The organism is Pseudomonas sp. 5Vm1k, assembly GCF_056161485.1.
Genome location: NZ_JBSPCZ010000004.1, coordinates 143057 through 165121, shown reverse-complemented (window position 1 = coordinate 165121; position 22065 = coordinate 143057). Strand labels below are relative to the sequence as shown.

At 59.5% G+C, this 22065-nt stretch carries 20 protein-coding genes; 10 read left to right on the top strand and 10 right to left on the bottom strand.

The features are described from left to right. Positions 1-27: 27 nt before the first annotated feature. On the bottom strand, positions 28-930 hold the full coding sequence (locus ACWIKB_RS09940) for a LysR family transcriptional regulator (protein ID WP_475266494.1): 903 nt from the start codon (positions 928-930) through the stop codon (positions 28-30). A gap of 184 nt (positions 931-1114) precedes the next feature. On the opposite strand from ACWIKB_RS09940, the gene amaB reads away from it, so the two are divergent. From amaB to ACWIKB_RS09895, 9 genes are all read left to right on the top strand, one after another. Further along, positions 1115-2605: an L-piperidine-6-carboxylate dehydrogenase gene (amaB, locus tag ACWIKB_RS09935; RefSeq protein ID WP_475266493.1), complete on the top strand. Its 1491-nt coding sequence runs from the start codon at positions 1115-1117 to the stop codon at positions 2603-2605. A 162-nt stretch (positions 2606-2767) separates the two neighbouring features. Beyond that, the gene (gene amaA / locus ACWIKB_RS09930; protein ID WP_475266492.1) at positions 2768-4051 is read left to right on the top strand and encodes an L-pipecolate oxidase; all 1284 of its coding nucleotides are present in this window, start codon (positions 2768-2770) and stop codon (positions 4049-4051) included. 365 nt (positions 4052-4416) lie between these two features. Then, the gene (locus ACWIKB_RS09925; RefSeq protein ID WP_463259247.1) at positions 4417-5550 is read left to right on the top strand and encodes a branched-chain amino acid ABC transporter substrate-binding protein; all 1134 of its coding nucleotides are present in this window, start codon (positions 4417-4419) and stop codon (positions 5548-5550) included. 268 nt (positions 5551-5818) lie between these two features. Further along, complete coding sequence (locus ACWIKB_RS09920) at positions 5819-6733, top strand: ABC transporter permease subunit (RefSeq protein ID WP_096513676.1); 915 nt, start codon at positions 5819-5821, stop codon at positions 6731-6733. 3 nt (positions 6734-6736) lie between these two features. Further along, the gene (gene livM / locus ACWIKB_RS09915; protein ID WP_475266491.1) at positions 6737-8020 is read left to right on the top strand and encodes a high-affinity branched-chain amino acid ABC transporter permease LivM; all 1284 of its coding nucleotides are present in this window, start codon (positions 6737-6739) and stop codon (positions 8018-8020) included. After that, complete coding sequence (locus ACWIKB_RS09910) at positions 8017-8892, top strand: ABC transporter ATP-binding protein (RefSeq protein WP_475266490.1); 876 nt, start codon at positions 8017-8019, stop codon at positions 8890-8892. The genes livM and ACWIKB_RS09910 overlap by 4 nt, the downstream gene beginning before the upstream one ends. Then, positions 8889-9605 carry an ABC transporter ATP-binding protein gene (locus ACWIKB_RS09905; protein ID WP_475266489.1) on the top strand — a complete coding sequence of 239 codons (717 nt, stop codon included), beginning with the start codon at positions 8889-8891 and terminating at the stop codon, positions 9603-9605. Before ACWIKB_RS09910 ends, ACWIKB_RS09905 begins: the two co-directional genes overlap by 4 nt. Positions 9606-10550: 945 nt before the next feature. Next, positions 10551-11321 (top strand): SDR family oxidoreductase, encoded by a 771-nt coding sequence (locus tag ACWIKB_RS09900; protein WP_054044081.1) that lies wholly within the window; start codon positions 10551-10553, stop codon positions 11319-11321. A gap of 221 nt (positions 11322-11542) precedes the next feature. Beyond that, positions 11543-12448: a cation diffusion facilitator family transporter gene (locus tag ACWIKB_RS09895; RefSeq protein WP_475266487.1), complete on the top strand. Its 906-nt coding sequence runs from the start codon at positions 11543-11545 to the stop codon at positions 12446-12448. 131 nt (positions 12449-12579) lie between these two features. Here ACWIKB_RS09895 and ACWIKB_RS09890 read toward each other — a convergent pair whose 3' ends face one another. The 7 genes from ACWIKB_RS09890 to ACWIKB_RS09860 form a co-directional block, all read right to left on the bottom strand. Continuing rightward, entirely contained in the window at positions 12580-13713 is a 1134-nt protein-coding gene (locus tag ACWIKB_RS09890; protein ID WP_475266485.1) for an AGE family epimerase/isomerase, read from the bottom strand. A 169-nt stretch (positions 13714-13882) separates the two neighbouring features. Then, positions 13883-14455 (bottom strand): HupE/UreJ family protein, encoded by a 573-nt coding sequence (locus tag ACWIKB_RS09885; protein ID WP_475266484.1) that lies wholly within the window; start codon positions 14453-14455, stop codon positions 13883-13885. A 29-nt stretch (positions 14456-14484) separates the two neighbouring features. Further along, positions 14485-15099, bottom strand: a complete 615-nt coding sequence (ureG, locus tag ACWIKB_RS09880; RefSeq protein WP_475266483.1) for an urease accessory protein UreG — start codon at positions 15097-15099, stop codon at positions 14485-14487. A 24-nt stretch (positions 15100-15123) separates the two neighbouring features. After that, entirely contained in the window at positions 15124-15798 is a 675-nt protein-coding gene (locus ACWIKB_RS09875; protein WP_475266482.1) for an urease accessory protein UreF, read from the bottom strand. Next, the gene (ureE, locus tag ACWIKB_RS09870) at positions 15795-16295 is read right to left on the bottom strand and encodes an urease accessory protein UreE (protein WP_054044075.1); all 501 of its coding nucleotides are present in this window, start codon (positions 16293-16295) and stop codon (positions 15795-15797) included. The genes ACWIKB_RS09875 and ureE overlap by 4 nt, the downstream gene beginning before the upstream one ends. A 314-nt stretch (positions 16296-16609) precedes the next feature. Continuing rightward, entirely contained in the window at positions 16610-17242 is a 633-nt protein-coding gene (locus ACWIKB_RS09865) for a TetR family transcriptional regulator (RefSeq protein ID WP_475266481.1), read from the bottom strand. Between the two features lie 158 nt (positions 17243-17400). Continuing rightward, the gene (locus tag ACWIKB_RS09860) at positions 17401-17823 is read right to left on the bottom strand and encodes a hypothetical protein (RefSeq protein ID WP_475266480.1); all 423 of its coding nucleotides are present in this window, start codon (positions 17821-17823) and stop codon (positions 17401-17403) included. Between the two features lie 387 nt (positions 17824-18210). Between ACWIKB_RS09860 and ACWIKB_RS09855 the strand changes: the two genes are divergently transcribed. Continuing rightward, complete coding sequence (locus ACWIKB_RS09855; RefSeq protein ID WP_475266479.1) at positions 18211-20286, top strand: AsmA family protein; 2076 nt, start codon at positions 18211-18213, stop codon at positions 20284-20286. A gap of 112 nt (positions 20287-20398) precedes the next feature. Here the strand turns inward: ACWIKB_RS09855 and ACWIKB_RS09850 are convergent, their stop codons facing one another. Together ACWIKB_RS09850 and ACWIKB_RS09845 are read right to left on the bottom strand one after the other, a co-directional pair. After that, positions 20399-20929 carry a ferritin-like domain-containing protein gene (locus ACWIKB_RS09850; RefSeq protein WP_475266478.1) on the bottom strand — a complete coding sequence of 177 codons (531 nt, stop codon included), beginning with the start codon at positions 20927-20929 and terminating at the stop codon, positions 20399-20401. A gap of 91 nt (positions 20930-21020) precedes the next feature. Further along, positions 21021-21974 carry a LysR substrate-binding domain-containing protein gene (locus tag ACWIKB_RS09845; RefSeq protein WP_475266477.1) on the bottom strand — a complete coding sequence of 318 codons (954 nt, stop codon included), beginning with the start codon at positions 21972-21974 and terminating at the stop codon, positions 21021-21023. Between the last annotated feature and the right edge of the window lie 91 nt (positions 21975-22065).

Below are 22065 nucleotides of genomic sequence, written 5' to 3'. Positions count from 1 at the left end.
ACAGCTCCTACACAACGCCTACAGGGCTTATTCGGTGGGGCTATCAATCTGCTCCAACATCCACTTCACAAAATCCCGCACTTTGGGTACTTCGGCCGAATGCTCGGGGTACGCCAGGTAATAAGCGTCGGAACTGGGCATTGCATGCTGCCAGGGTATGACCAGTTTGCCGTCGGCCAATTCCTCTTCCACCAGAAACCTTGGCAACAGCGCCACGCCGCAGCCGACTTGCGCGGCGCGGATGCACATATAAAAGGTTTCGAAGCGTGGGCCGTGGTAGCTGTGTTCGGTGTGATAGCCCTGGCTGTCGAACCAGTCGTGCCAGGCCTGAGGCCGAGAGGCGTTTTGCAGCAGGACCAGGTCAGCGAGTTGAGTCGGATCGGTGAACGGTGTGTCCGGCAGGCTGCCCGGTGCGCAGACCGGCACCAGCTCTTCGCCGAACAGCTTCAGGCTTTCGGTGCCGGGTCGCGAGCCCTGGCCGAAGTAGAACGCCAGGTCACTGCGGCCTTGCAGCAGGTCGTCGGCTTCCTGCTCGCTGCACAAGTCGAGGTGAATCGACGGATGGCGCAGGCGCCAGCCTTTCAGGCGCGGCACCAGCCAGCGGGCGCCGAAGGTCGGCGGCGTCGACACGCGCAAGACTTCGGTGTCACCGCCGTAGGAGCGCAGGTAGTGGGTCGACATCTCGACCTGCGTGAGGATTTTTCGTACTTCCACCAGGTACAAATCACCGGCCGGAGTCATTTGCAGGCGTCGGCGCACCCGGCGGAACAGCAGGTGCTGCAACAGCTCTTCGAGTTGCGCGACCTGTTTGCTGACGGCGCTCTGGGTCAGGTTCAGCTCTTCGGCGGCTCGGGTGAAGCTCAGATGCCGGGTCACGGCCTCGAAACACTGCAATGCGGTGATCGACGGCAAGTAGCGTTTATTCAGCATGGGTGGTCCTTTTTCTTGTATCTCTATGCTTTTCTTAACCGGCAGATGCGAAGCATGAATAAACGGAATGATATCTCGCTTAATGGTCGTTTGTTGGCTCGTCTCGGGGGCGCTACAACTACAGGTCTGATCAGCCGTGATATTCCGGCTGCACGACTTCCGTTTTCTGCTTGAGGAGTAACCCATGGTTGCCGCATTGCTTGATCGTCTTGGTGTGAACCCGGCCCTGTACCAGAACGGCAAAGTGCCGGTGCATTCGCCGATCGATGGCAGCCAGATTGCCGCCGTGAACTGGGAAGGCGCTGCTGAAGTCGAGCAGCACATCAGTCGCGCAGATCATGCGTTCGAATTGTGGCGCAAGGTCCCGGCACCACGCCGTGGCGAACTGGTGCGTCAACTGGGCGACATCCTGCGTGAATACAAGGCTGATCTCGGTGAGCTGGTCTCCTGGGAAGCCGGCAAGATCACTCAGGAAGGCCTGGGCGAAGTTCAGGAAATGATCGACATCTGCGACTTCGCCGTCGGTTTGTCTCGTCAGCTGTACGGCTTGACCATCGCTTCCGAGCGTCCAGGCCACCACATGCGCGAAACCTGGCACCCGCTGGGTGTTGTCGGCGTGATCAGTGCGTTCAACTTCCCGGTTGCGGTCTGGGCCTGGAACACCACGCTGGCGCTGGTCTGCGGTAACCCGGTGATCTGGAAACCGTCGGAGAAAACCCCGCTGACCGCACTGGCCTGCCAGGCGCTGTTCGACCGCGTGCTGAAAAACTTCAGCGATGCACCTCCACACTTGAGCCAAGTGATCATCGGCGGCCGCGATGCCGGCGAAGCACTGGTCGATGATCCGCGTGTCGCGCTGATCAGCGCCACCGGCAGCACCCGCATGGGCCGTGAAGTGGCGCCGAAAATCGCTGCGCGCTTCGCTCGCAGCATCCTCGAACTGGGCGGCAACAACGCAATGATCCTCGGCCCAAGCGCCGACCTGGACATGGCCGTTCGCGCGATCCTGTTCAGCGCCGTCGGCACCGCCGGCCAGCGTTGCACCACTTTGCGTCGCCTGATTGCTCACGAATCGGTGAAAGAAGAAATCGTCACCCGCTTGAAGGCTGCGTATTCCAAGGTTCGCATCGGCAACCCGCTGGAAGGCAACCTGATCGGCCCGCTGATCGACAAAAACAGCTTCGAAAACATGCAGGAAGCTCTGGAGCAGGCGTTGAGCGAAGGCGGCCGGGTGTTTGGCGGCAAGCGTCAACTGGAAGACAAGTTCCCGAATGCCTACTACGTGTCCCCGGCGATCGTTGAGATGCCAGAGCAAAGCGACGTGGTTCGCGATGAAACCTTCGCGCCGATCCTCTACGTGGTTGGCTACACGGATTTCGCCGAAGCCCTGCGTCTGAACAACGATGTACCGCAAGGCCTGTCCTCGTGCATCTTCACCACCGACGTGCGTGAAGCCGAGCAGTTCATGTCGGCGGTGGGCAGCGACTGCGGCATCGCCAACGTCAACATCGGCCCGAGCGGCGCGGAAATTGGCGGGGCGTTTGGCGGTGAGAAGGAAACCGGCGGTGGCCGTGAGTCGGGCTCCGATGCATGGCGCGGTTACATGCGCCGCCAGACCAACACCGTGAACTATTCGCTGGAGTTGCCGTTGGCGCAGGGGATTACCTTCGACTAAGCGCAACGCTTGAACCCATGAAGATCCCCTGTGGGAGCGGGCTTGCTCGCGAAAGCGGTGTGTCATTCAGCACAAATGTTGGATGTGACGCCGCCTTCGCGAGCAAGCCCGCTCCCACACTGGGAATGGTGTGTTGGTTAGGTTTCTGATTGGAGTCTGGCAATGCCGTTACGCGAAGAGTGTCTGTGGGAAAAACTGACGCCACAAAGGCCCGACAATGCGGCGCTCAAGGGTGAAGTGAAAGTCGATGTCTGCGTCATCGGCGCTGGGTTTACCGGGCTGTCGGCGGCGGTGCATTTGTTGGAGGCGGGTAAAAGCGTCTGTGTGCTGGAAGCGCATCGCGCCGGTCATGGCGGGTCCGGACGCAACGTCGGGCTGGTCAACGCCGGGATGTGGATTCCGCCGGACGAGATCGAAGCCGGATTCGGTGAGGCGGTGGGCAGTCAGCTCAATCGCATGCTCGGTGCGGCACCGTCCCTGGTGTTCAGCCTTGTGGATAAGTACAACATCGATTGCCAATTACGCCGCGAAGGCACGCTGCACATGGCGCACAACAGCCGTGGCGAAGCAGACTTGCGCAGTCGTGAAGAACAATGGAAACGTCGCGGGGCACCGGTTGAGCTGTTGACCGGCCAAGCCTGCGAACAAGCCACCGGCACCAAAAAGATTGCCGCCGCGTTGCTGGATCGACGTGCTGGCACGATCAACCCGATGGCCTACACCACCGGGCTGGCCAAAGCGGCCATCGCTCTTGGCGGTCAACTGTTTGATCACTCCCCGGTGACCCGACTCGAACGTCAGGGCCAAAAGTGGTCAGTGCAGACCGCCCAAGGCTCAGTACTCGCCGATCAAGTGGTGATCGCCTCCAACGCCTACACCGAAGGCGACTGGACAGAACTGCGGCGCAATTTCTTCCCCGGTTATTACTACCAAGTGGCCTCGGTCCCGCTGACCGACGACGCCGCGCAACAGATCCTGCCCGGTGGCCAAGGCTCCTGGGACACTCGCCAGGTACTCAGTAGCATCCGTCGCGACAAAGACGGACGCCTGCTGCTTGGCAGCCTCGGCAATGGCAATCAGAAACCGACCTGGTTCTTGAAAGCCTGGGCCGATCGTGTCCAGCAGCACTACTTTCCTTATCTGAAACCGGTGGAATGGGAATGCACCTGGACCGGTTGCATTGCGTTTACCCCCGATCACCTGATGCGCCTGTTTGAACCGGCGCCCGGAATAGTGGCAGTCACCGGTTACAACGGCCGGGGCGTGACGACTGGCACGGTGGTCGGCAAAGCCTTTGCCGACTATCTGTGTAACGGAAATCCTCAAGCGCTACCGATTCCGTTTGCACCGATGCAGCCCCTGGCAGGTGTTGGCCTGCGTAGTTGCCTGTATGAAGCCGGTTTTTCGCTGTATCACGCAGGCCAGTGCTTGCGGATCGTTATTTGATTGTTGAAATGTGTTGCTGGAAGCGGCGCTTTTTCGCGCAGCGACTAGCCTGTAAAAGGTGCGGGTTGTAGCAGTACCGCACCAGCAGTGTGCACTTCGGTGACGCACGTTGTTACAGGCTGGTTGCACGTCGTTTAGTGCCGCGGTTGCAATGATGGCGCGAGCGGGTTGCGCCTTTTTTAAAAAATGGTTTCACCTCCCGCGGTTTAGACGGTTGCACGCCCAATGAAAATGGGATCGAAACAGTCGAAATAACAATAAAGCAGCGACTTTTTTCAGAATAAAAAACCGATGGCACGGCCCTTGCTCTGAGCAACCAGAGAAGTCGCAGTGCCAACTAAAAAAAAACCTTGGAGCACCACCTCATGTCCCAGACGTTTTACAAGAAAGGCTTTCTGGCCCTCGCAGTGGCAACTGCGTTGGGTGTTTCTGCGTTTGCACAGGCTGATGTGAAAATCGGTGTGGCAGGTCCAATGACTGGCGCCAACGCGGCATTTGGCGAGCAGTACATGAAGGGTGCACAGGCAGCGGCCGACGCGATCAACGCATCGGGCGGCGTCAACGGGGAAAAAATCGTACTGGTCAAAGGCGATGACGCCTGCGAACCGAAACAGGCTGTGACGGTCGCCAAGGACCTGACCAACCAGAAAGTCGCTGGTGTAGTCGGCCACTTCTGCTCCTCGTCGACCATCCCGGCCTCCGAGATCTACGACGAAGCAGGCATCATCGCGATCACTCCAGGTTCCACCAACCCACAAGTGACCGAACGCGGCCTGAGCGCCATGTTCCGTATGTGCGGGCGTGACGACCAGCAAGGCATCGTGGCCGGCGACTACATCGTCGATGTGCTCAAGGGCAAGAAAGTCGCCGTACTGCACGACAAAGACACCTACGGCCAAGGCCTGGCGGATGCCACCAAGGCTCAGTTGATCAAGCGCGGCGTGACGCCGGTGCTGTACGAAGGCCTGACCCGTGGCGAGAAAGACTTCAGCGCCGTGGTCACCAAGATCCGTGCGGCCGGTGCCGACGTGGTCTACTTCGGCGGCCTACACCCAGAGGCTGGTCCACTGGTTAAACAGCTGCGTACCGAAGGCCTGAAAGACGTGAAATTCATGTCCGATGACGGCATCGTGACCGACGAACTGGTGACCACCGCTGGCGGCCCGCAATACGTCGACGGCGTGCTGATGACCTTCGGCGCCGACCCGCGCCTGCTGCCAGACAGCAAAACCGTAGTGGACGAGTTCCGCAAAAAAGGCACCGAGCCTGAAGGCTACACCCTGTACGCCTACGCTTCGGTCCAGACCCTGGCTGCTGCCTTCAACGGCTCCAAGTCCAACAGTGGCGAAAAAGCTGCCGAGTGGCTGAAGAAAAACCCGGTCAAGACCGTCATGGGCGAGAAGACCTGGGACAGCAAGGGCGACCTGAAAGTCTCTGACTACGTGGTTTACCAGTGGGACAAGGACGGCAAATACCACCAGCTGGAAAAACAGAAGTGATATGAACGTGTGACCGGCCTGTGGCGAGGGAGCTTGCTCCCGCTGGACTGCGGAGCAGTCCTGTTGTTGGGGACGCTATGCGACCCAGCGGGAGCAAGCTCCCTCGCCACAATGATTGTGTTCACCGTTAGTTAGCTGACTGGTATCCGCCAGAAGGCCCGTCTGTCTTTTCTCGTAGAGCTGCACATAACCGTGTTGCACTGGCGGCTGAACCCCGGTCCGTTGCAACCCGCTTCTGTGTAGTCTCTCAAATGCGTGAGATTGCGTTATGGATGGTATTTTCCTGCAGCAACTGGTCAACGGCCTGACCCTCGGGTCGGTCTATGGCCTGATCGCCATCGGCTACACAATGGTCTATGGCATCATCGGCATGATCAACTTCGCCCACGGCGAGGTTTACATGATTTCCGCTTACCTCGCGGCAATCAGTCTGGCTCTGCTGGCTTACTTCGGTATTGAATCCTTCCCTCTGCTGATGCTCGGCACACTGATCTTTACCATCGTCGTCACGGCGGTGTATGGCTGGGTCATCGAGCGCGTCGCCTACAAACCGCTGCGCAACTCCACACGACTGGCACCGCTGATCAGCGCCATCGGTATTTCCCTGATCCTGCAAAACTATGCACAAATCGCCCAGGGTGCACGCCAACAGGGTGTTCCAACCCTCCTGACCGGTGCATGGCGCGTTGACGTAGGCACTGGCTTCGTCCAGCTCACCTACACCAAGATCTTCATTCTGGTCGCAGCGTTCGTCGGTATGGGGCTGCTGACCTATGTCATCAAGTACACCAAGCTCGGCCGCATGTGCCGCGCCACCCAGCAAGACCGCAAGATGGCCTCGATTCTGGGGATCAACACCGACCGCGTGATTTCCTACGTGTTCATCATCGGCGCAGCAATGGCGGCCCTGGCCGGCGTGCTGATTACCATGAACTACGGCACGTTCGACTTCTATGCAGGCTTCGTCATCGGGATCAAGGCGTTCACCGCTGCGGTACTCGGCGGCATCGGTTCGCTGCCTGGTGCGATGCTCGGCGGGATCATCCTCGGGATCTCCGAGTCGCTGTTCTCAGGTCTGGTGAACTCGGACTACAAAGACGTTTTCAGCTTCTCGCTGCTCGTTCTCGTTCTGGTCTTTCGGCCCCAAGGCCTGCTCGGCCGTCCTCTTGTGTCGAAGGTGTAAGCGATGTCTTCAACCACTAAAAAAACCATTGATCTCAAAAGAAGCCTGGTTGACGCGATTCTTGCCGGCCTCGTTGCCCTGATTGTGTTCGGCCCGATTGTCGGCGTGGTCCTCGACGGCTACGGCTTCAACCTGCAACCGACACGGGTGGCGTGGATTGTCGCCATCGTCATGGCTGGCCGCTTTGCCTTGAGCCTGTTCCTGCAAACCCCCAAGGGCCTGAAAATCCTCGAGGGCTTTGAAAGCACCGGTTCCGGGGTTCATGTACTGCCACCTGATTACAAATCCCGTTTGCGCTGGATCGTGCCGCTGGTGATTGTCATCGCCGTGGTGTTCCCGTTTTTCTCCAACTCCTACTTGCTGGGCGTGGTTATCCTCGGGTTGATCTACGTATTGCTCGGCCTGGGGCTGAACATCGTGGTCGGCCTGGCCGGTCTGCTCGACCTCGGTTACGTGGCGTTCTATGCCATCGGTGCCTACGGTCTGGCGCTCGGTTATCAATACCTGGGGTTGGGTTTCTGGACGGTGCTGCCACTGGCGGCGATCACCGCTGGCCTTGCCGGTTGCATCCTCGGTTTCCCGGTGCTGCGCCTGCACGGTGACTATCTGGCGATCGTGACCCTGGGCTTCGGTGAAATCATCCGTCTGATCCTCAACAACTGGTTGAGCCTGACGGGCGGCCCGAACGGCATGCCTGCACCGTTGCCGACGTTCTTCGGCCTGGAGTTCGGCAAGCGCGCGAAGGACGGTGGAATACCGTTCCATGAGTTTTTCGGCATTGCCTACAACCCGGACGTGAAGTACTACTTCATCTACGCGGTGTTGTTCCTGGTGGTTCTGGCCGTGCTGTACATCAAGCATCGTCTGGTCAAAATGCCGGTCGGTCGCGCCTGGGAAGCCCTGCGTGAAGACGAAATCGCCTGCCGCTCCATGGGTCTGAACCACGTACTGGTCAAGCTCTCGGCGTTCACCATCGGTGCATCGACGGCGGGTCTGGCCGGTGTGTTCTTCGCCACTTATCAAGGCTTCGTCAACCCGACCTCGTTCACCTTCTTTGAATCGGCACTGATCCTCGCCATCGTGGTACTCGGCGGCATGGGTTCGACCATCGGCGTGGTCATCGCAGCGTTCGTGCTGACGGTTGCTCCGGAACTGCTGCGTGGCTTCGCGGAATACCGCGTGCTGCTGTTCGGCGTGTTGATGGTGTTGATGATGATCTGGCGACCGCGCGGCCTGATTCGGATCAGCCGTACCGGTGTGACCCCGCGTAAAGGAGTAGCGCCATGAGCGAAGTCGTACTCTCGGTCGAGAAGCTGATGATGCACTTCGGCGGCATCAAGGCATTGAGCGATGTCAGCCTGAAGGTCAAGCGCAACTCGATCTTCGCCCTGATCGGCCCCAACGGCGCCGGCAAGACCACCGTGTTCAACTGCCTGACCGGGTTCTACAAGGCCTCCGGCGGCAAGATCGAACTCAATGTGCGTGGCGAGCAGACCAACGTCATCCAGTTGCTGGGCGAATCGTTCAAGCCGATCGATTTCGTCTCGCCGAAATCCTTTGCCACCCGGTTGTTTTACAAGATGTTTGGCGGCACCCACCTGGTGAACCGGGCGGGCCTGGCGCGGACCTTCCAGAACATTCGCCTGTTCAAGGAAATGTCGGTGCTGGAAAATCTGCTGGTGGCCCAACACATGTGGGTCAACCGCAACATGCTGGCCGGCATCCTCAACACCAAGGGCTACCGCAAGGCTGAAAGCGATGCGCTGGACCACGCGTTCTACTGGCTGGAAGTGGTGGACCTGGTGGACTGCGCCAACCGTCTGGCCGGCGAACTGTCCTATGGTCAGCAACGTCGTCTGGAAATCGCCCGGGCCATGTGCACCCGGCCGCAAATCATCTGCCTCGACGAACCGGCTGCGGGCCTCAACCCTCAGGAAACCGAAGCGCTGAGCGCGATGATCCGGCTGCTGCGCGACGAGCACGATCTGACCGTGGTGCTGATCGAACACGACATGGGCATGGTAATGAGCATTTCCGACCACATCGTGGTGCTGGACCACGGCATCGTCATTGCCGAGGGCGGGCCTGACGCCATTCGTAACGACCCGAAAGTGATTGCGGCCTACCTGGGCGCTGATGAAGAGGAAGTGGTGCTATGAGCCAACCCATCCTCGAACTGAAGGATCTGGATGTGTTTTACGGGCCGATCCAGGCCCTGAAGAAAGTCTCGCTGCACATCAACGAAGGTGAAACCGTCAGCCTGATCGGCTCCAACGGCGCCGGCAAGTCGACCCTGCTGATGTCGATCTTCGGTCAGCCCCGGGCGGCTGACGGGCAGATCATCTATCAGGGGGTGGACATCACGCACAAATCGTCCCACTACATCGCCTCCAACGGCATCGCGCAGTCGCCGGAAGGGCGGCGGGTGTTCCCCGACATGACCGTCGAGGAAAACCTGCTGATGGGCACCATCCCGATTGGCGACAAGTACGCCAAGGAAGACATGCAGCGCATGTTCGAACTGTTTCCACGGCTCGAAGAGCGTCGCACCCAGCGGGCCATGACCATGTCCGGCGGCGAGCAGCAAATGCTCGCCATCGCCCGTGCGCTGATGAGCCGGCCGAAACTGCTGTTGCTCGATGAGCCAAGCCTGGGCCTGGCGCCGATTGTGGTGAAACAGATCTTCACCACCCTGCGGGAGCTGGCGAAAACCGGCATGACCATTTTCCTCGTCGAGCAGAACGCCAACCACGCGCTCAAGCTGTCGGACCGGGCGTACGTGATGGTCAACGGCGAGATCCGCCTCACAGGCACCGGCAAGGAGCTGCTGGTGAACGAGGAGGTGCGTAACGCTTATCTCGGCGGGCACTGAGTTCGACTGAGAAACACACAGCCCCGGCGCGCAATCGCCGGGGCTTTTTTACATCCACAGAACACTACAAATCCCCTGTGGGAGCGGGCTTGCTCGCGAAGGCGGCGTTTCAGCCACTTTGATGCTGGATGTGCCGCCGCCTTCGCGAGCAAGGCCGCTCCCACAGGTGTCTGTGGTGTGCTTTCGGGAAATTGTGGAAAACAATATTCACAAGCTCTCAAAGCGCGACATAAAGCCGCTGCAAATAGTTGTTTTGTCACGGTTTTGACTTGTCCCCGTTTGCTGTGGAGCTGGCTGTGAATAACGTGGGAGTAGCTGGCTGAGAACCTTTAAAACCGTGGCCTGCAGGTATGTGGTTGTTTTTTGATCAGGCGTTTTTTCCGGACCACGAGCGGCCGTTGTCAACCTTTTTGTTGCCGGCCAAAATGACCGGATTCAAGGTCCGCCAGCCTGTGGATAAGTCTGTGGTTAAACTCTGGAAAGACTCGGCTGAGGGCCGTAGTTACTGGCTTGGCGCCATCGTCGGTTTGGACGGTACATCGTGCAAAATGCCATGGGGCTACACAGCGGACCGTTCAGGGTCAAGCAAAAAACTTTCTGTTCTGCTCGCAAAGCCTTATACACAGCGGCTTCCAGCTTTTGTACTTGCCCCCAAAGACTGTGGACCGGCCTGTGGATAACGTGCGTGCACATGGCTGTAGGCCACGGCGGACAAGGCGTTGCCACGGTTGATCACTTTTCATCCAGAAAACGCGGTATATGTAGGAGATGCCGAAGGCTGCGATCTTTTTCCACAGGCTCAACCGAAGCTAGGACAAGATCAAAAGATCGCAGCCTTCGGCAGCTCCTACGCCGGGATGGTTGCTGCTACGGGCGTGGCCGGGCATGCTTGCTGCTGATTTTCTATTCCAATGGCTGCCGAGCAGCCGAAGCAAGGAGAACACGATGTCCAACACCCTGTTTATTACCGGCGCGACCTCCGGTTTTGGCGAAGCCTGTGCCCGTCGTTTTGCCGAGGCTGGCTGGAAACTGGTGCTGACAGGCCGTCGTGAGGAGCGCCTCAATGCCCTGTGCGCCGAGTTGTCGAAGCAGACCGAGGTCCATGGCCTGGTGCTAGACGTGCGTGATCGTAAGGCCATGGAGGAGGCGATTGCCAACCTGCCGCCATCCTTCGCCAAGCTGCGCGGGCTGATCAACAATGCGGGCCTGGCCCTGGGCGTGGACCCGGCGCCCAAGTGTGATCTCGACGACTGGGACACCATGGTCGATACCAACATCAAAGGCCTGATGTACAGCACTCGTCTGCTGTTGCCGCGCCTGATCGCCCATGGTCGCGGCGCCGGCATCGTCAACCTCGGCTCCATCGCTGGCAACTACCCGTACCCGGGCAGCCACGTGTATGGCGCGAGCAAGGCGTTCGTCAAACAGTTCTCCCTGAACCTGCGCTGCGACCTGCAAGGCACTGGCGTGCGCGTCAGTAACATCGAGCCGGGCCTGTGCGAGAGCGAGTTCTCCCTGGTGCGCTTCGCCGGTGATCAGGAGCGCTACAACGCTACCTACGCCGGTGCCGAGCCGATCCAGCCGCAGGACATCGCCGACACCATTTTCTGGGTGCTTAACGCGCCGGCGCACATCAACATCAACAGCCTGGAACTGATGCCGGTGAGCCAGACTTGGGCTGGTTTCTCGATTGAGCGTAATGGTGGCAAGGCGTAATTGTGGCGAGGGGGCTTGCCCCCGTTGGGCTGCGTAGCAGCCCCTAAGCCAGGCGCCTCGGTTTGCCAGATATGCCGCATTCTCAGGTTTGCGGCTGCTGCGCAGCCAAACGGGGGCAAGCCCCCTCGCCACAAAACCGGGCAAAACAAGGCATAAGGTAGACTCCCTGCCCAACAACCCCACCGCACCCTGCGGTTTTCAAGGTTTTCAGAGGAGGCTACGTGAGTAACCGAGGTGAGCAGTCGCTGCTCAAACAATCGACCATCCTGATGTTCGCCGTGGCGATCGCCGGGATCGTCACCGGTTTTGTTTCTGGCGCCCAGTCCATCCTGTTCGATGGTTTTTTCTCGTTGATTGCGACCTTCATCAAGGTCCTGATGCTGATTACCGCCAAACTGATCGCCAAGGAAAGCAACCACCGCTTCCAGTTCGGCTTCTGGCACCTGGAGCCGATGGTGTTGCTGATCGAAGGCAGCTTCCTGTTCCTGATCGCGATCTATGCCTTTCTCAACGGCGTGTTCGGCATCATCAATGGCGGCCGCGAGATCGAGCTCGGGCTGGTGATCATCTACGCGGCGGTGTTTACCGTGGTCGAGTTCATCTATTTCTTCTACGTTCGCCATCGCAACCGCAAGCTCAAATCCACGCTGATCCAGTTCGACAACATCAGCTGGCTGGTGGACGCGATGCTCTCAGTGGGTCTGTTGGTCAGTTTCCTTACCGCGCTGCTGCTCAAGTCCCAGGGGTACGGCGAGTGGGCGGTGTACGTCGACCCATTGATCCTGATTCTTTTGGCGCTAAGCATGCTGCCACCAGCCTTCAAAATCCTGCGCCCGGCGCTACGCGACGTGTTGGGAATAGTGCCGGATCAACTGAACGACAAAGTGCGGCAGGTGATGGACGCGGCCAAGCTCGAACATGGTTTCGACGACTACATCTCTTACGTGCAGAAGCACGGGCGAGCGCGGTTTATCGAGATTCATGTGGTGTTGCCGGCGGATTATCGATTGGAGAGCGTTGGGCAACTGGACGTGTTGCGCGAGGATATTTCCGCGAAGTTGGGCCAGGCGGATGCGGCGCGATGGCTGACCATCAGTTTTACCGGGGATCGGAAGTGGATTGCGTGATTAGCCGGCGTTCGTGTTGAGGGCCTCTTCGCGGGCAAGCCTTGCTCCTACAGGTTATGTGTCGTTCGCATTATCGCGTTCAAACATAAATCCTGTAGGAGCGAGGCTGGCCCGCGAAAGCGATCTTTCAGTCAGCGCAGATATTCAGCCAACCCGCGATAACAAGTCGCCAAGTGATAAGGCGTGGTCGAAGGCATGTCCTTGCGACTGACTTCGCCCTCGGCATCACGGCACTCATACCAGCCACTCGCATGCAGGAACCGCTGCTGCAACGCCTGCAACTGGCGCAGCACCGCCGCTTCATTGTCCGGCCGCAAGGTCAGCGCCCGCAGGTATTCGGCCTGGGCCCAGATGCGTTGGGTCGAATCCTTGGGCCGGCCATCGAGTTGCAGATCAAGCATCGCCCGCACGGCACCGCTGCGCTGATCGACGCCCAATTGCTCAGTGAAGGCAAAGGCACGGTCCAGTGACGCATGCAGCTTCGATCCACGCAGCAACGGCGAGGATTCCAGCAGGAAATACCATTCGAATTGATGCCCCGGTTCGAACCAGTTATCCACAGCGCCCAGCGGTTTCTCCATCAGCACGCCGGTCTGCGGATCGATGAAGTGTTTCTGCATGGCTGTGCATAACTTGACCAGCGCGCCTTGGGCGGCAGTGTCTTCACGTACTGAAAGGGTCGCGAGGAAGGCTTCGGCCAAGTGCATCAGCGGGTTCTGCAATGGCCCGGTCTGGAGTGAAGACCAGTCGCGCTCAAGGCACGCTTCGTACAGACCGTCGTCGGTGGCGAAGCGTTGGGCCACGACTTCCAGCGCAGCATTGAGTACCGACTCCACCAGTGGTTCGCGAACCTTGTCCCAGTAATGGGCACAGGCGAACAGGATGAAGGCGTGGGTGTAGAGGTCTTTACGCTGATCCAGCGGCGCGCCTTGCGGGTCGATGCTGTAGAACCAGCCGCCGTGCTCGGCATCGTGGAAATGCTGCTGCAAGGAACGGAACAGCGCCGCCGCCCGGATTTCGGCCGCCGGCACCTGGCCGATCAGGCTCGAAAACAAATACAGCTGACGTGCGCAGGCCATGGCTCGATAGCGTTGCGGTGGTAAAGGTTGATGCCCGGCGTCCAGCGCTTCATACGGCAGCGCCATGTCGGCGTTCCAGCCGGGGCCTTGCCAGAGCGGCACGATCACGTCCTGGAAGTGCTGTTGCACCGAGGCGAACAGGGCGGTCAATTCAGGCTGGGAGGCAGAGCGGGAAACATGCGGCATTGGCTGGCGTCGTCACGGCAGGGGCGATTGCGCGACATGTTAGCAGAGTGAGCGCTTCGATCGTTCCCACGCTCTGCGTGGGAATGCCTCTAGGGACGCTCCGCGTCCAGTGACGCGGAGCGTCACGGGCTGCATTCCCACGCAGAGCGTGGGAACGATCCTTGGGGGTTTAGCCCGCGAGCAACCAAACCCCAGTCGCCGCCGAAGCCGCACCCGCCACGCGAATCAACGGCGCCGCCGCTTGAGGCAAGACGCGAACCACCGCATAACCCAAGCCATGCAACGCCGCCGTCGCCGCCACAAACCCTGCGGCATACGCCCACGGACTCGACATGTCCGGCAATTCCAGGCCATGGGCCACGCCATGAAACAACGCAAACAATGCCGTCGCCCCCACGGCCACGCTCAACGGCGGACGCACCGCCAGCGCGACAGCCAGGCCCAGCGCCAGCACCGACGCCGCAATTCCGCTTTCCAGCGCCGGCAGGTTCAACCCTTCAAAACCCAGCAAACCGCCAATCAACATGGTGCCAACAAAGGTGCACGGCAGCGCCCAACGCGCCGCGCCTTTCTGCTGCGCCGCCCACAATCCTACTGCGACCATCGCCAGCAGATGATCAACGCCGCCAATCGGGTGGCTGATACCGGCGATCAAGCCGTTGTCGCCATGGCCCGGGTGGGCGAAGGCGATGGCCGGGGTCAGTAGCAGGGCCATGGCGCCCAGGATGCGTTTCAGTGTCATGGATAAGCTTCCTTGTTGATAAGTCGTGATCAGGCTGCGGTCAGCAGGCCTTGGCGTTCGATGAAGGCGATGATCTCTTCCAGTCCGAGTCCGGTTTTCTGGTTGCTGAAGACAAACGGCTTGCCGTTGCGCATGCGTTTGGTGTCGCTGTCCATCAGCTCCAGCGAGGCACCCACCAGTGGCGCCAGGTCGACCTTGTTGATCACCAGCAGATCGGATTTGCAGATCCCCGGCCCGCCCTTGCGCGGCAACTTGTCACCGGCCGAGACGTCGATCACGTAAATGGTCAGGTCCGACAATTCCGGGCTGAAGGTCGCCGATAAGTTATCGCCGCCGGACTCGACGATGATCAGGTCCAACCCCGGAAATCGCCGGTTCAGTTGATCCACTGCTTCGAGGTTGATCGAGGCGTCTTCGCGGATTGCCGTGTGCGGGCAGCCGCCGGTTTCCACGCCGATGATCCGTTCTGGCGCCAGGGCTTGGTTGCGCACCAGAAAGTCGGCGTCTTCGCGGGTGTAGATGTCGTTGGTCACGACGGCCAGGTTGTAGCGGTCGCGCAGGGCCAGGCACAGGGCCAGGGTCAGGGCGGTTTTGCCGGAACCGACCGGACCGCCGATACCGACGCGCAGAGGTTGTGTGTTCATGTGCTTCTCCAAAATAAAAAGGCCCTAGGAGCGAAACAGACGGCTGTACTGGCGCTCATGCGCCATGCACGCCAGGGACAGGCCGAACGCGGCGCTGCCATAGTGTTCGGGGTTGATTCGGGTGGCGTTGTGCTGGGCTTCCTGCAACAGCGGCAACAATTGGCTGGTCAGGCGTTGGGCGGCTTGCTGGCCCAGGGGCAGGGTTTTCATCAATACGGCCAATTGGTTTTCCAGCCAGCTCCAGAGCCACGCTGCCAAAGCATCTTGCGGCCTGATGCCCCAGGCGCGAGCAGCCAGGGCCCAGCCGAGGGCCAGGTGCGGTTCCGGACGTTGTTCGAGAAAGGCCCGGGCCGGTGCATCGAGTTCCGGCAAGCCGTTGAGCAGTTGCTGCAACGAATAGCCCATCTGCCGGCTCTCCTGGTGTAACTCGCGGGTTTCGCGGCTGGCGCGATGTTCCTCGCAGCGTTGCAACAGTTCGGCCCAGTTCTCGTCCGAGGCAGCCACGCAATGGGCGAGTAGCAACGGCGCTTCGAAGCGGGCGAGGTTCAGCAGCAACTGATCACTGATCCAGCGTCGGGCGCTGTCGGCATCATTGACGCGGCCGTTATCCACCGCCATTTCCAGGCCTTGGGAATAGCTGTAGCCGCCAATCGGCAATTGCGGACTGGCCAGGCGCAGCAGCGCCCAGGCTGGGTTCATAGACGGACGCCGAACTGGTGCAGTTTCGGCGGATAGTTGAAGTCTTCGTCGCCGTGGCGCGAGTGGTGATGGCCGCCGCCGTAGGCGCCGTGTTCCGGCTGGAACGGCGCTTCGATGTTTTCGACCTTGGCGTCCAGCTGTTCGAGCATGGCCTTGAGCACGTAATCGTCAAGCAAGCGCAGCCAGCCGTCACCGACTTGCAGGGCGACATGGCGATTGCCCAAGTGATAAGCGGCGCGGGTCAGTTCGAAGGCATTGGCGCAGGTAACGTGCAGCAGTTGTTCGGGGCGGGCGCAAACGCGCACGATACGGCCGTCTTCGGCCTGCAGGCATTCGCCGTCATACAGCGGTGGCTGGCCGCGCTCCAAAAACAACCCGACGTCTTCTTGCTCGGCACTGAAACAGCGCAAACGGCTTTTGCTTCGGGCCTCGAAGGTCAGGTGCAACTCGGCGGCCCAGACGGGTTGAGGGTCGATTCTGCGGTGAATCACCAGCATCGGAAAGCTTCCAGCAAAGGACAATGCTCTGGTTAGAGCAAGGGGCTTGCCAATCGGGCGATACGTAGGAAAACCCTGTCGGAGCTTAGTGGTTGTTTCAGGATGTTGCAGGATTTTGGGTTATGTTGGTGCGTGAAGGATTCTTCATGCACCAAATGTGGGAGCTGGCTTTTGTGGCGAGGGGGCTTGCCCCCGTTCGGCTGCGAAGCAGTCGTAAAATCGGAGAGGCGCGGTGCTCTGATAGGACGCGAGGGAGCGCTTCGCACTCCAACGGGGGCAAGCCCCCTCGCCACACAAGCTCGCTGCTACAAGGGTTATTCGGTACTACCGAGCCCCTGCCAGTGCTTTAGGCCGATAAAGATAAAGCGCAGCTGCTGAGTGATTTTTGCCTGGGGCGTCAAATGCTCCGGCAACGCTTCAACCGGCGGATCGATGATGTCCGGCAAGGTCGCAAACACACTTTTAACAATCAGGTCAGCCATGACGCTCAGCCCGGCAATGTCCAGATGCTGCAGCTTCGGCATCAGCGACAGGTCGCTGGCCAGGTCGGAGCTGATGTCTTCGCGCAAGCGGCCAATGGCCTGGCGCACCGGCATCGAGCCGCCGTACTGCTCGCGAGCAAGAAACAGGAATTGCGAGCGGTTGGCGCTGACCACATCGAGAAAAATTCGCACCGACGCATCAATGATGCCGCCCATGACAAATTCGTTGTGGCGTACCAGGCGGATGGTTTCACGGAAGGTCTGGCCGACTTCGCTGACCAGCACCAGGCCCAGTTCGTCCATATCGGCAAAGTGCCGGTAGAAACCGGTGGGCACGATCCCGGCGGTTTTCGCCACTTCGCGCAGGCTCAGGCTGCCGAATCCTCGGCCGCATTCCATCAAATGGCGGGCAGCGTCCATCAGGGCGTTGCGGGTTTGTTGTTTCTGTTCGGCGCGGGGCAGCATCGCAAGGGTGTTTTCTGGACAGGACAGCGGCGCACTCTAGCAAATCGGCTTTGCCGGCGTCGAACGGGGATCGGGGTTCAAGCGAGGAGAAGTGTGGCTCTATATAAAGTCAAAAGCCCAATCCAGGGATTGGGCTTTTTTTCAGGGCCGCCATGGGCTCAGCTCACAGCGCTGTTGCGTTCGATTACACGGTCACCACCACCTTCGGCAACGGCTTGGCCTTGTGGGGTTTTGTCGTAGCCATCTTCAACCAGACCTTTTTCTTCAAGGCGGTTACGACCGTTTTCAGCGACAGCACCTTGTGGGGTTTTATCGTAACCGTCTTCAGCTACAGCCTGACCTTGTGGGGTTTTGTCGTAGCCGTCTTGAGTGATCAAGCCTTTTTCTTTCAGGCGATCATTACCACCTTCGGCAAGGGTCTGACCTTGTGGAGTGCGGTCCGAGCCATCGGCTGCGACGGTTTGGCTGAACACAGAGTGGCTTGCTTTGACTTGTGGAGTGGCCTGATCAGCGGCTGGCAGAGCAAAAGCGGTGCTGGCTAGCATCGAGAGGGTCAGGCTAAGCAGTAATTGGCGTTTCATGATGGGTTGCTCCTTGGGAGGGCGATAAAGTGGGTACGAGGGCAATGCTACTCTCGATAAGTCGATATAAAAGTTCATAAACGCAATGGTAATAATCAACAGAATTGATTGTTCTGCGCAGAGGCTCTAGAACGGGCGTTTCCGGCGGGTGGTTTTGCACTGAGGTGGGTATTTTCGACTCACTCGTGCCGCACAAAAGTGCGGGGCCGGTAACGCTGGAAGCGGGCGCACTTTGTCGGTGGCCGATTATTTGAGCGTTAAGAGGTATTTCAGTTAAACCTGCGAGCCGTTTTCCAGTCGTAGATTCCATGGCAGGCCGGTTCTGGCCTACCGTTTCAAACGTGCGTCGCAGTCAGGGCGCTCAGTCGTATTCAGGAGCCCTGTGCAATGACGCGCACTTCTAAAATTTTTACCTGGACCTTTGCCAGCCTTGTTGTCCTGCTGGCGATACTGGTTCTGATCATCGTGTTCTTCGATTGGAACCGGATCAAACCACCGCTCAATGCCAAAGTTTCCGAAGAGCTGCACCGTCCGTTTGCCATTAATGGCAACCTGGCGGTGGTCTGGCAGCGCGAAGCCGATGAAGGTGGCTGGCGGGCCTGGGTGCCGTGGCCGCATGTGGTGGCCGAGGATTTGAGCCTGGGCAACCCGGACTGGTCGAAAACGCCGCAGATGGTCACTCTCAAACGCGTCGAGTTGCGCATCTCGCCGCTGGCCCTGCTGGCTCAGCGCGTGGTGATCCCGCGTATTGACCTCACCGAACCGAATGCCGACCTCCAGCGTCTGGCCGACGGGCGCGCCAACTGGACCTTCAAGTTCGACCCCAAGGACCCAAACGCCGAACCGTCGAATTGGGTGGTGGACATCGGCGCCATCGGTTTCGACAAGGGCCATGTCACGCTTGACGACCAGAGTCTGAAAACCCGGCTGGACGTGCTGATCGACCTGTTGGGCAAACCGATTCCGTTCAGCGATATCGTGGGTGACAAAGCGGCGAAAACCGCCCTCGAGAAGGGCGGCGCACCTCAGGATTACGCGTTTGCGTTCAAGGTCAAAGGCCAATACCACGAGCAGAAACTCGTCGGTGAAGGCAAGATCGGCGGCCTGTTGGCCTTGCAAGACGCGGCCAAGCCGTTTCCGCTGCAAGCCCAGGCGAAGATTGCCGACACCAGTGTCGAGCTGGCAGGCACGCTGACCGACCCGATGAACCTCGGTGCGTTGGACTTGCGCTTGAAACTGTCCGGCAGCAGCCTGGCTAACTTGTATCCACTGACCGGCGTCACCCTGCCTGACTCGCCGCCCTACGCCACCGACGGACACTTGACCGCCAAGCTGCATGACGCGGCCGGTGCGCAGTTCCGCTATGAGGGTTTCAACGGCAAGATTGGCGACAGTGACATTCACGGCGATCTGGCCTACGTCGCCAGTCAGCCACGGCCCAAACTCAGTGGCTCGCTGGTTTCCAATCAATTGCTGTTTGCGGACCTTGCGCCGTTGATCGGCGCCGATTCCAACGCCAAGCAAAAGGCCCGGGGCGGTGAGAGCAAGCAGCCGGTGGACAAGGTGTTGCCGGTCGAAGAATTCAAGACCGAGCGCTGGCGAGATATGGACGCCGATGTCGAGTTCACCGGCAAACGCATCGTCCACAGCGAAAAACTGCCGTTCACCGACCTTTATACCCACCTGGTGCTGACTGACGGTGTGCTCAGCCTCGAGCCCCTGCGTTTCGGCGTGGCCGGTGGCAAGCTCGATGCGCAGATTCGCCTCAATGGCCGCACCGAACCATTGGAAGGCCAGGCGAAACTCACCGCCCGGGGCTTCAAGCTCAAGCAGCTGTTCCCGACCTTCGAACCGATGAAAACCAGTTTCGGCGAGCTCAATGGCGATGCTGATATCTCTGGCCGTGGCAACTCGGTGGCCAAGTTGCTGGGCACTTCCAACGGTAAGTTGAAAATGCTGATCAACGACGGCGCCATCAGCCGCGAGTTGATGGAGCTGGCGGGGCTCAACGTCGGCAACTACGTGGTGGGCAAGATCTTTGGCGACAAGGAAGTGAAGATCAACTGCGCGGCGGCGGACTTCGACATCAAGACCGGCCTGGCGACCACGCAGTTGTTTGTCTTCGATACTGAGAACGCAATCATCTACATCGATGGCACCGCGAACATGGCCACTGAGCAACTGGACTTGACCATCACTCCGGAATCCAAGGGCTGGCGTTTGATTTCATTGCGTTCGCCGCTGTATGTGCAGGGCAAGTTCATCAAGCCGAGTGCGGGTGTGAAAACCGTGCCGTTGTTGCTGCGCGGTGCCGGGATGGTGGCATTGGGTGTGATTGCCGCGCCGGCGGCGGGGTTGCTTGCGCTGGTGGCGCCGAGTGGTGGCGAGCCGAATCAGTGTGCACCGTTATTGGAGCAGATGAGGGCGGGCAAGGCGCCTGTCACCGTTAAGCCAACCAAGTAAATATGTGGCGTCTGTGAAGACGCCTTCGCGAGCAAGCCCGCTCCCACATTAGATCTGCGAAAACAGGTCCAATGTGGGAGCGGGCTTGCTCGCGAAAGCGGTCCCGCAGGCGCTACAGGTCTTTCAGAATGTCGGCCATATCGTCCGCATGCTCTTCTTCCTGAGCCAGGATGTCTTCGAAGATGCGTCGAGTGGTCGGGTCTTTTTCGCCGATGTACTGGATGATCTCGCGGTAGCTGTCGATGGCGATCCTCTCGGCGACCAGGTCTTCGTAGACCATTTCCTTGAGGTCTTTGCCCGCTACATATTGAGCGTGGGAGTTTTTCGACAGCAGGTCGGGGTTGAACTCCGGCTCACCGCCCAGTTGCACGATGCGCTCGGCCAGGCGGTCGGCGTGTTCGGCTTCCTGATTCGCGTGTTCGAGGAATTCGTCGGCGGCCACGTGGGCCTTGAGGCCGTTGGCCATGAAGTAGTGGCGCTTGTAGCGCAACACGCAGACCAGCTCGGTGGCCAGCGATTCGTTGAGCAGGCGCAGCACCTCATCGAGGTCGGCGCTGTAGCTTTCGGTCACGGCACCGTTCTCGACGTTCTTGCGGGCCCGCTCGCGCAGGGTGGTTACATCAGACAAATGCATGTCACTCATCTCGATCTCCTGGAGGCTAATCCGGTTTGCGTCACGCCTCTAGGGACGTGATCGCTACTTAAGGTGTGAGTAATGAGCGATGCAGAAAGTTTTATGTAATTGAGCCAGCGGTCAGCCTTTGTTGATCTGGATCACGCACGGCATGCCCTGACGCCCGCGCCTCTTCGCGTAACCATTCGAAAAACGCCCTGACCGGCGGATGCCGTTCGCGCCCCGGCACGCACAGCGCGCTGTAGCTGGCGCCATCCACCTGAACTTCACCTTTGTAAGGCACCAGCAAACCACTGGCCACGCTCTCGGACACCAGAATATTGCTCGCCAGCACCAGCCCTTGCCCGGCAATCGCCGCTTGCAGGGCGTAATGCTCTTCATCGTATTCGCGCAAGGCTGGTTGCCCGCTCAGCCAGTTTTCCCCTGACCTCGCGCACCAGGATTCCCAGCCATGGGCGTACAGCTTGGAGTTGTGCCAGCGCACGCTGATCAGTGCGGGCGCCCGGCGGGTCGCCAGTGCCACTTGCTCGGGGGAGCCATAGACGCCGAAGGATTCGTCGAACAGGCACAAGCCATACAGGTTCGGGTAGTCGCTGAGGCTATAGCGCAATACCAGGTCGATGCTGGCGTCCTGGAGCAAATCGATGACTTCGCAATGGGTGTCGAGCCGCAGGCTGATGGTCGGGTGCCGGGCATAGAAACGCCCCAGTCGCGGTACCAGCCACAATGCAGCGAACGCGGGGGTGGCGGATATCGTCAGGTTCGTGCCGCTGCGTTGCGGGCGCAGGGTATCGACGCTTTGCGCCACTTCCAGCAAGGCGCCGTGCAGGCTCTGGAACAAGCGTTTACCACCGTCGGTGAGGCGCACTTGTCGGGGCAATCTTTCGAACAGCGCAATACCGAGCCAACTCTCCAGCGAACGAATCTGGTGGGAAATCGCCGTGGGCGTCACCGAGAGTTCCTCGGCGGCGGCCTTGAAGCTCAGCAAGCGCGAGGCGGATTCGAACGCGCGCAGGGCAGTCAGCGGCAACGAGGCAAACATTGAATACTCCATGGATGAAATAGATTCATCTTGACTGACTTTTGCTCAGTTGAAGGGGCGCAGCTTCAAGCATCAAGCTGCAAGCCACAAGCCGTTCGAGTTT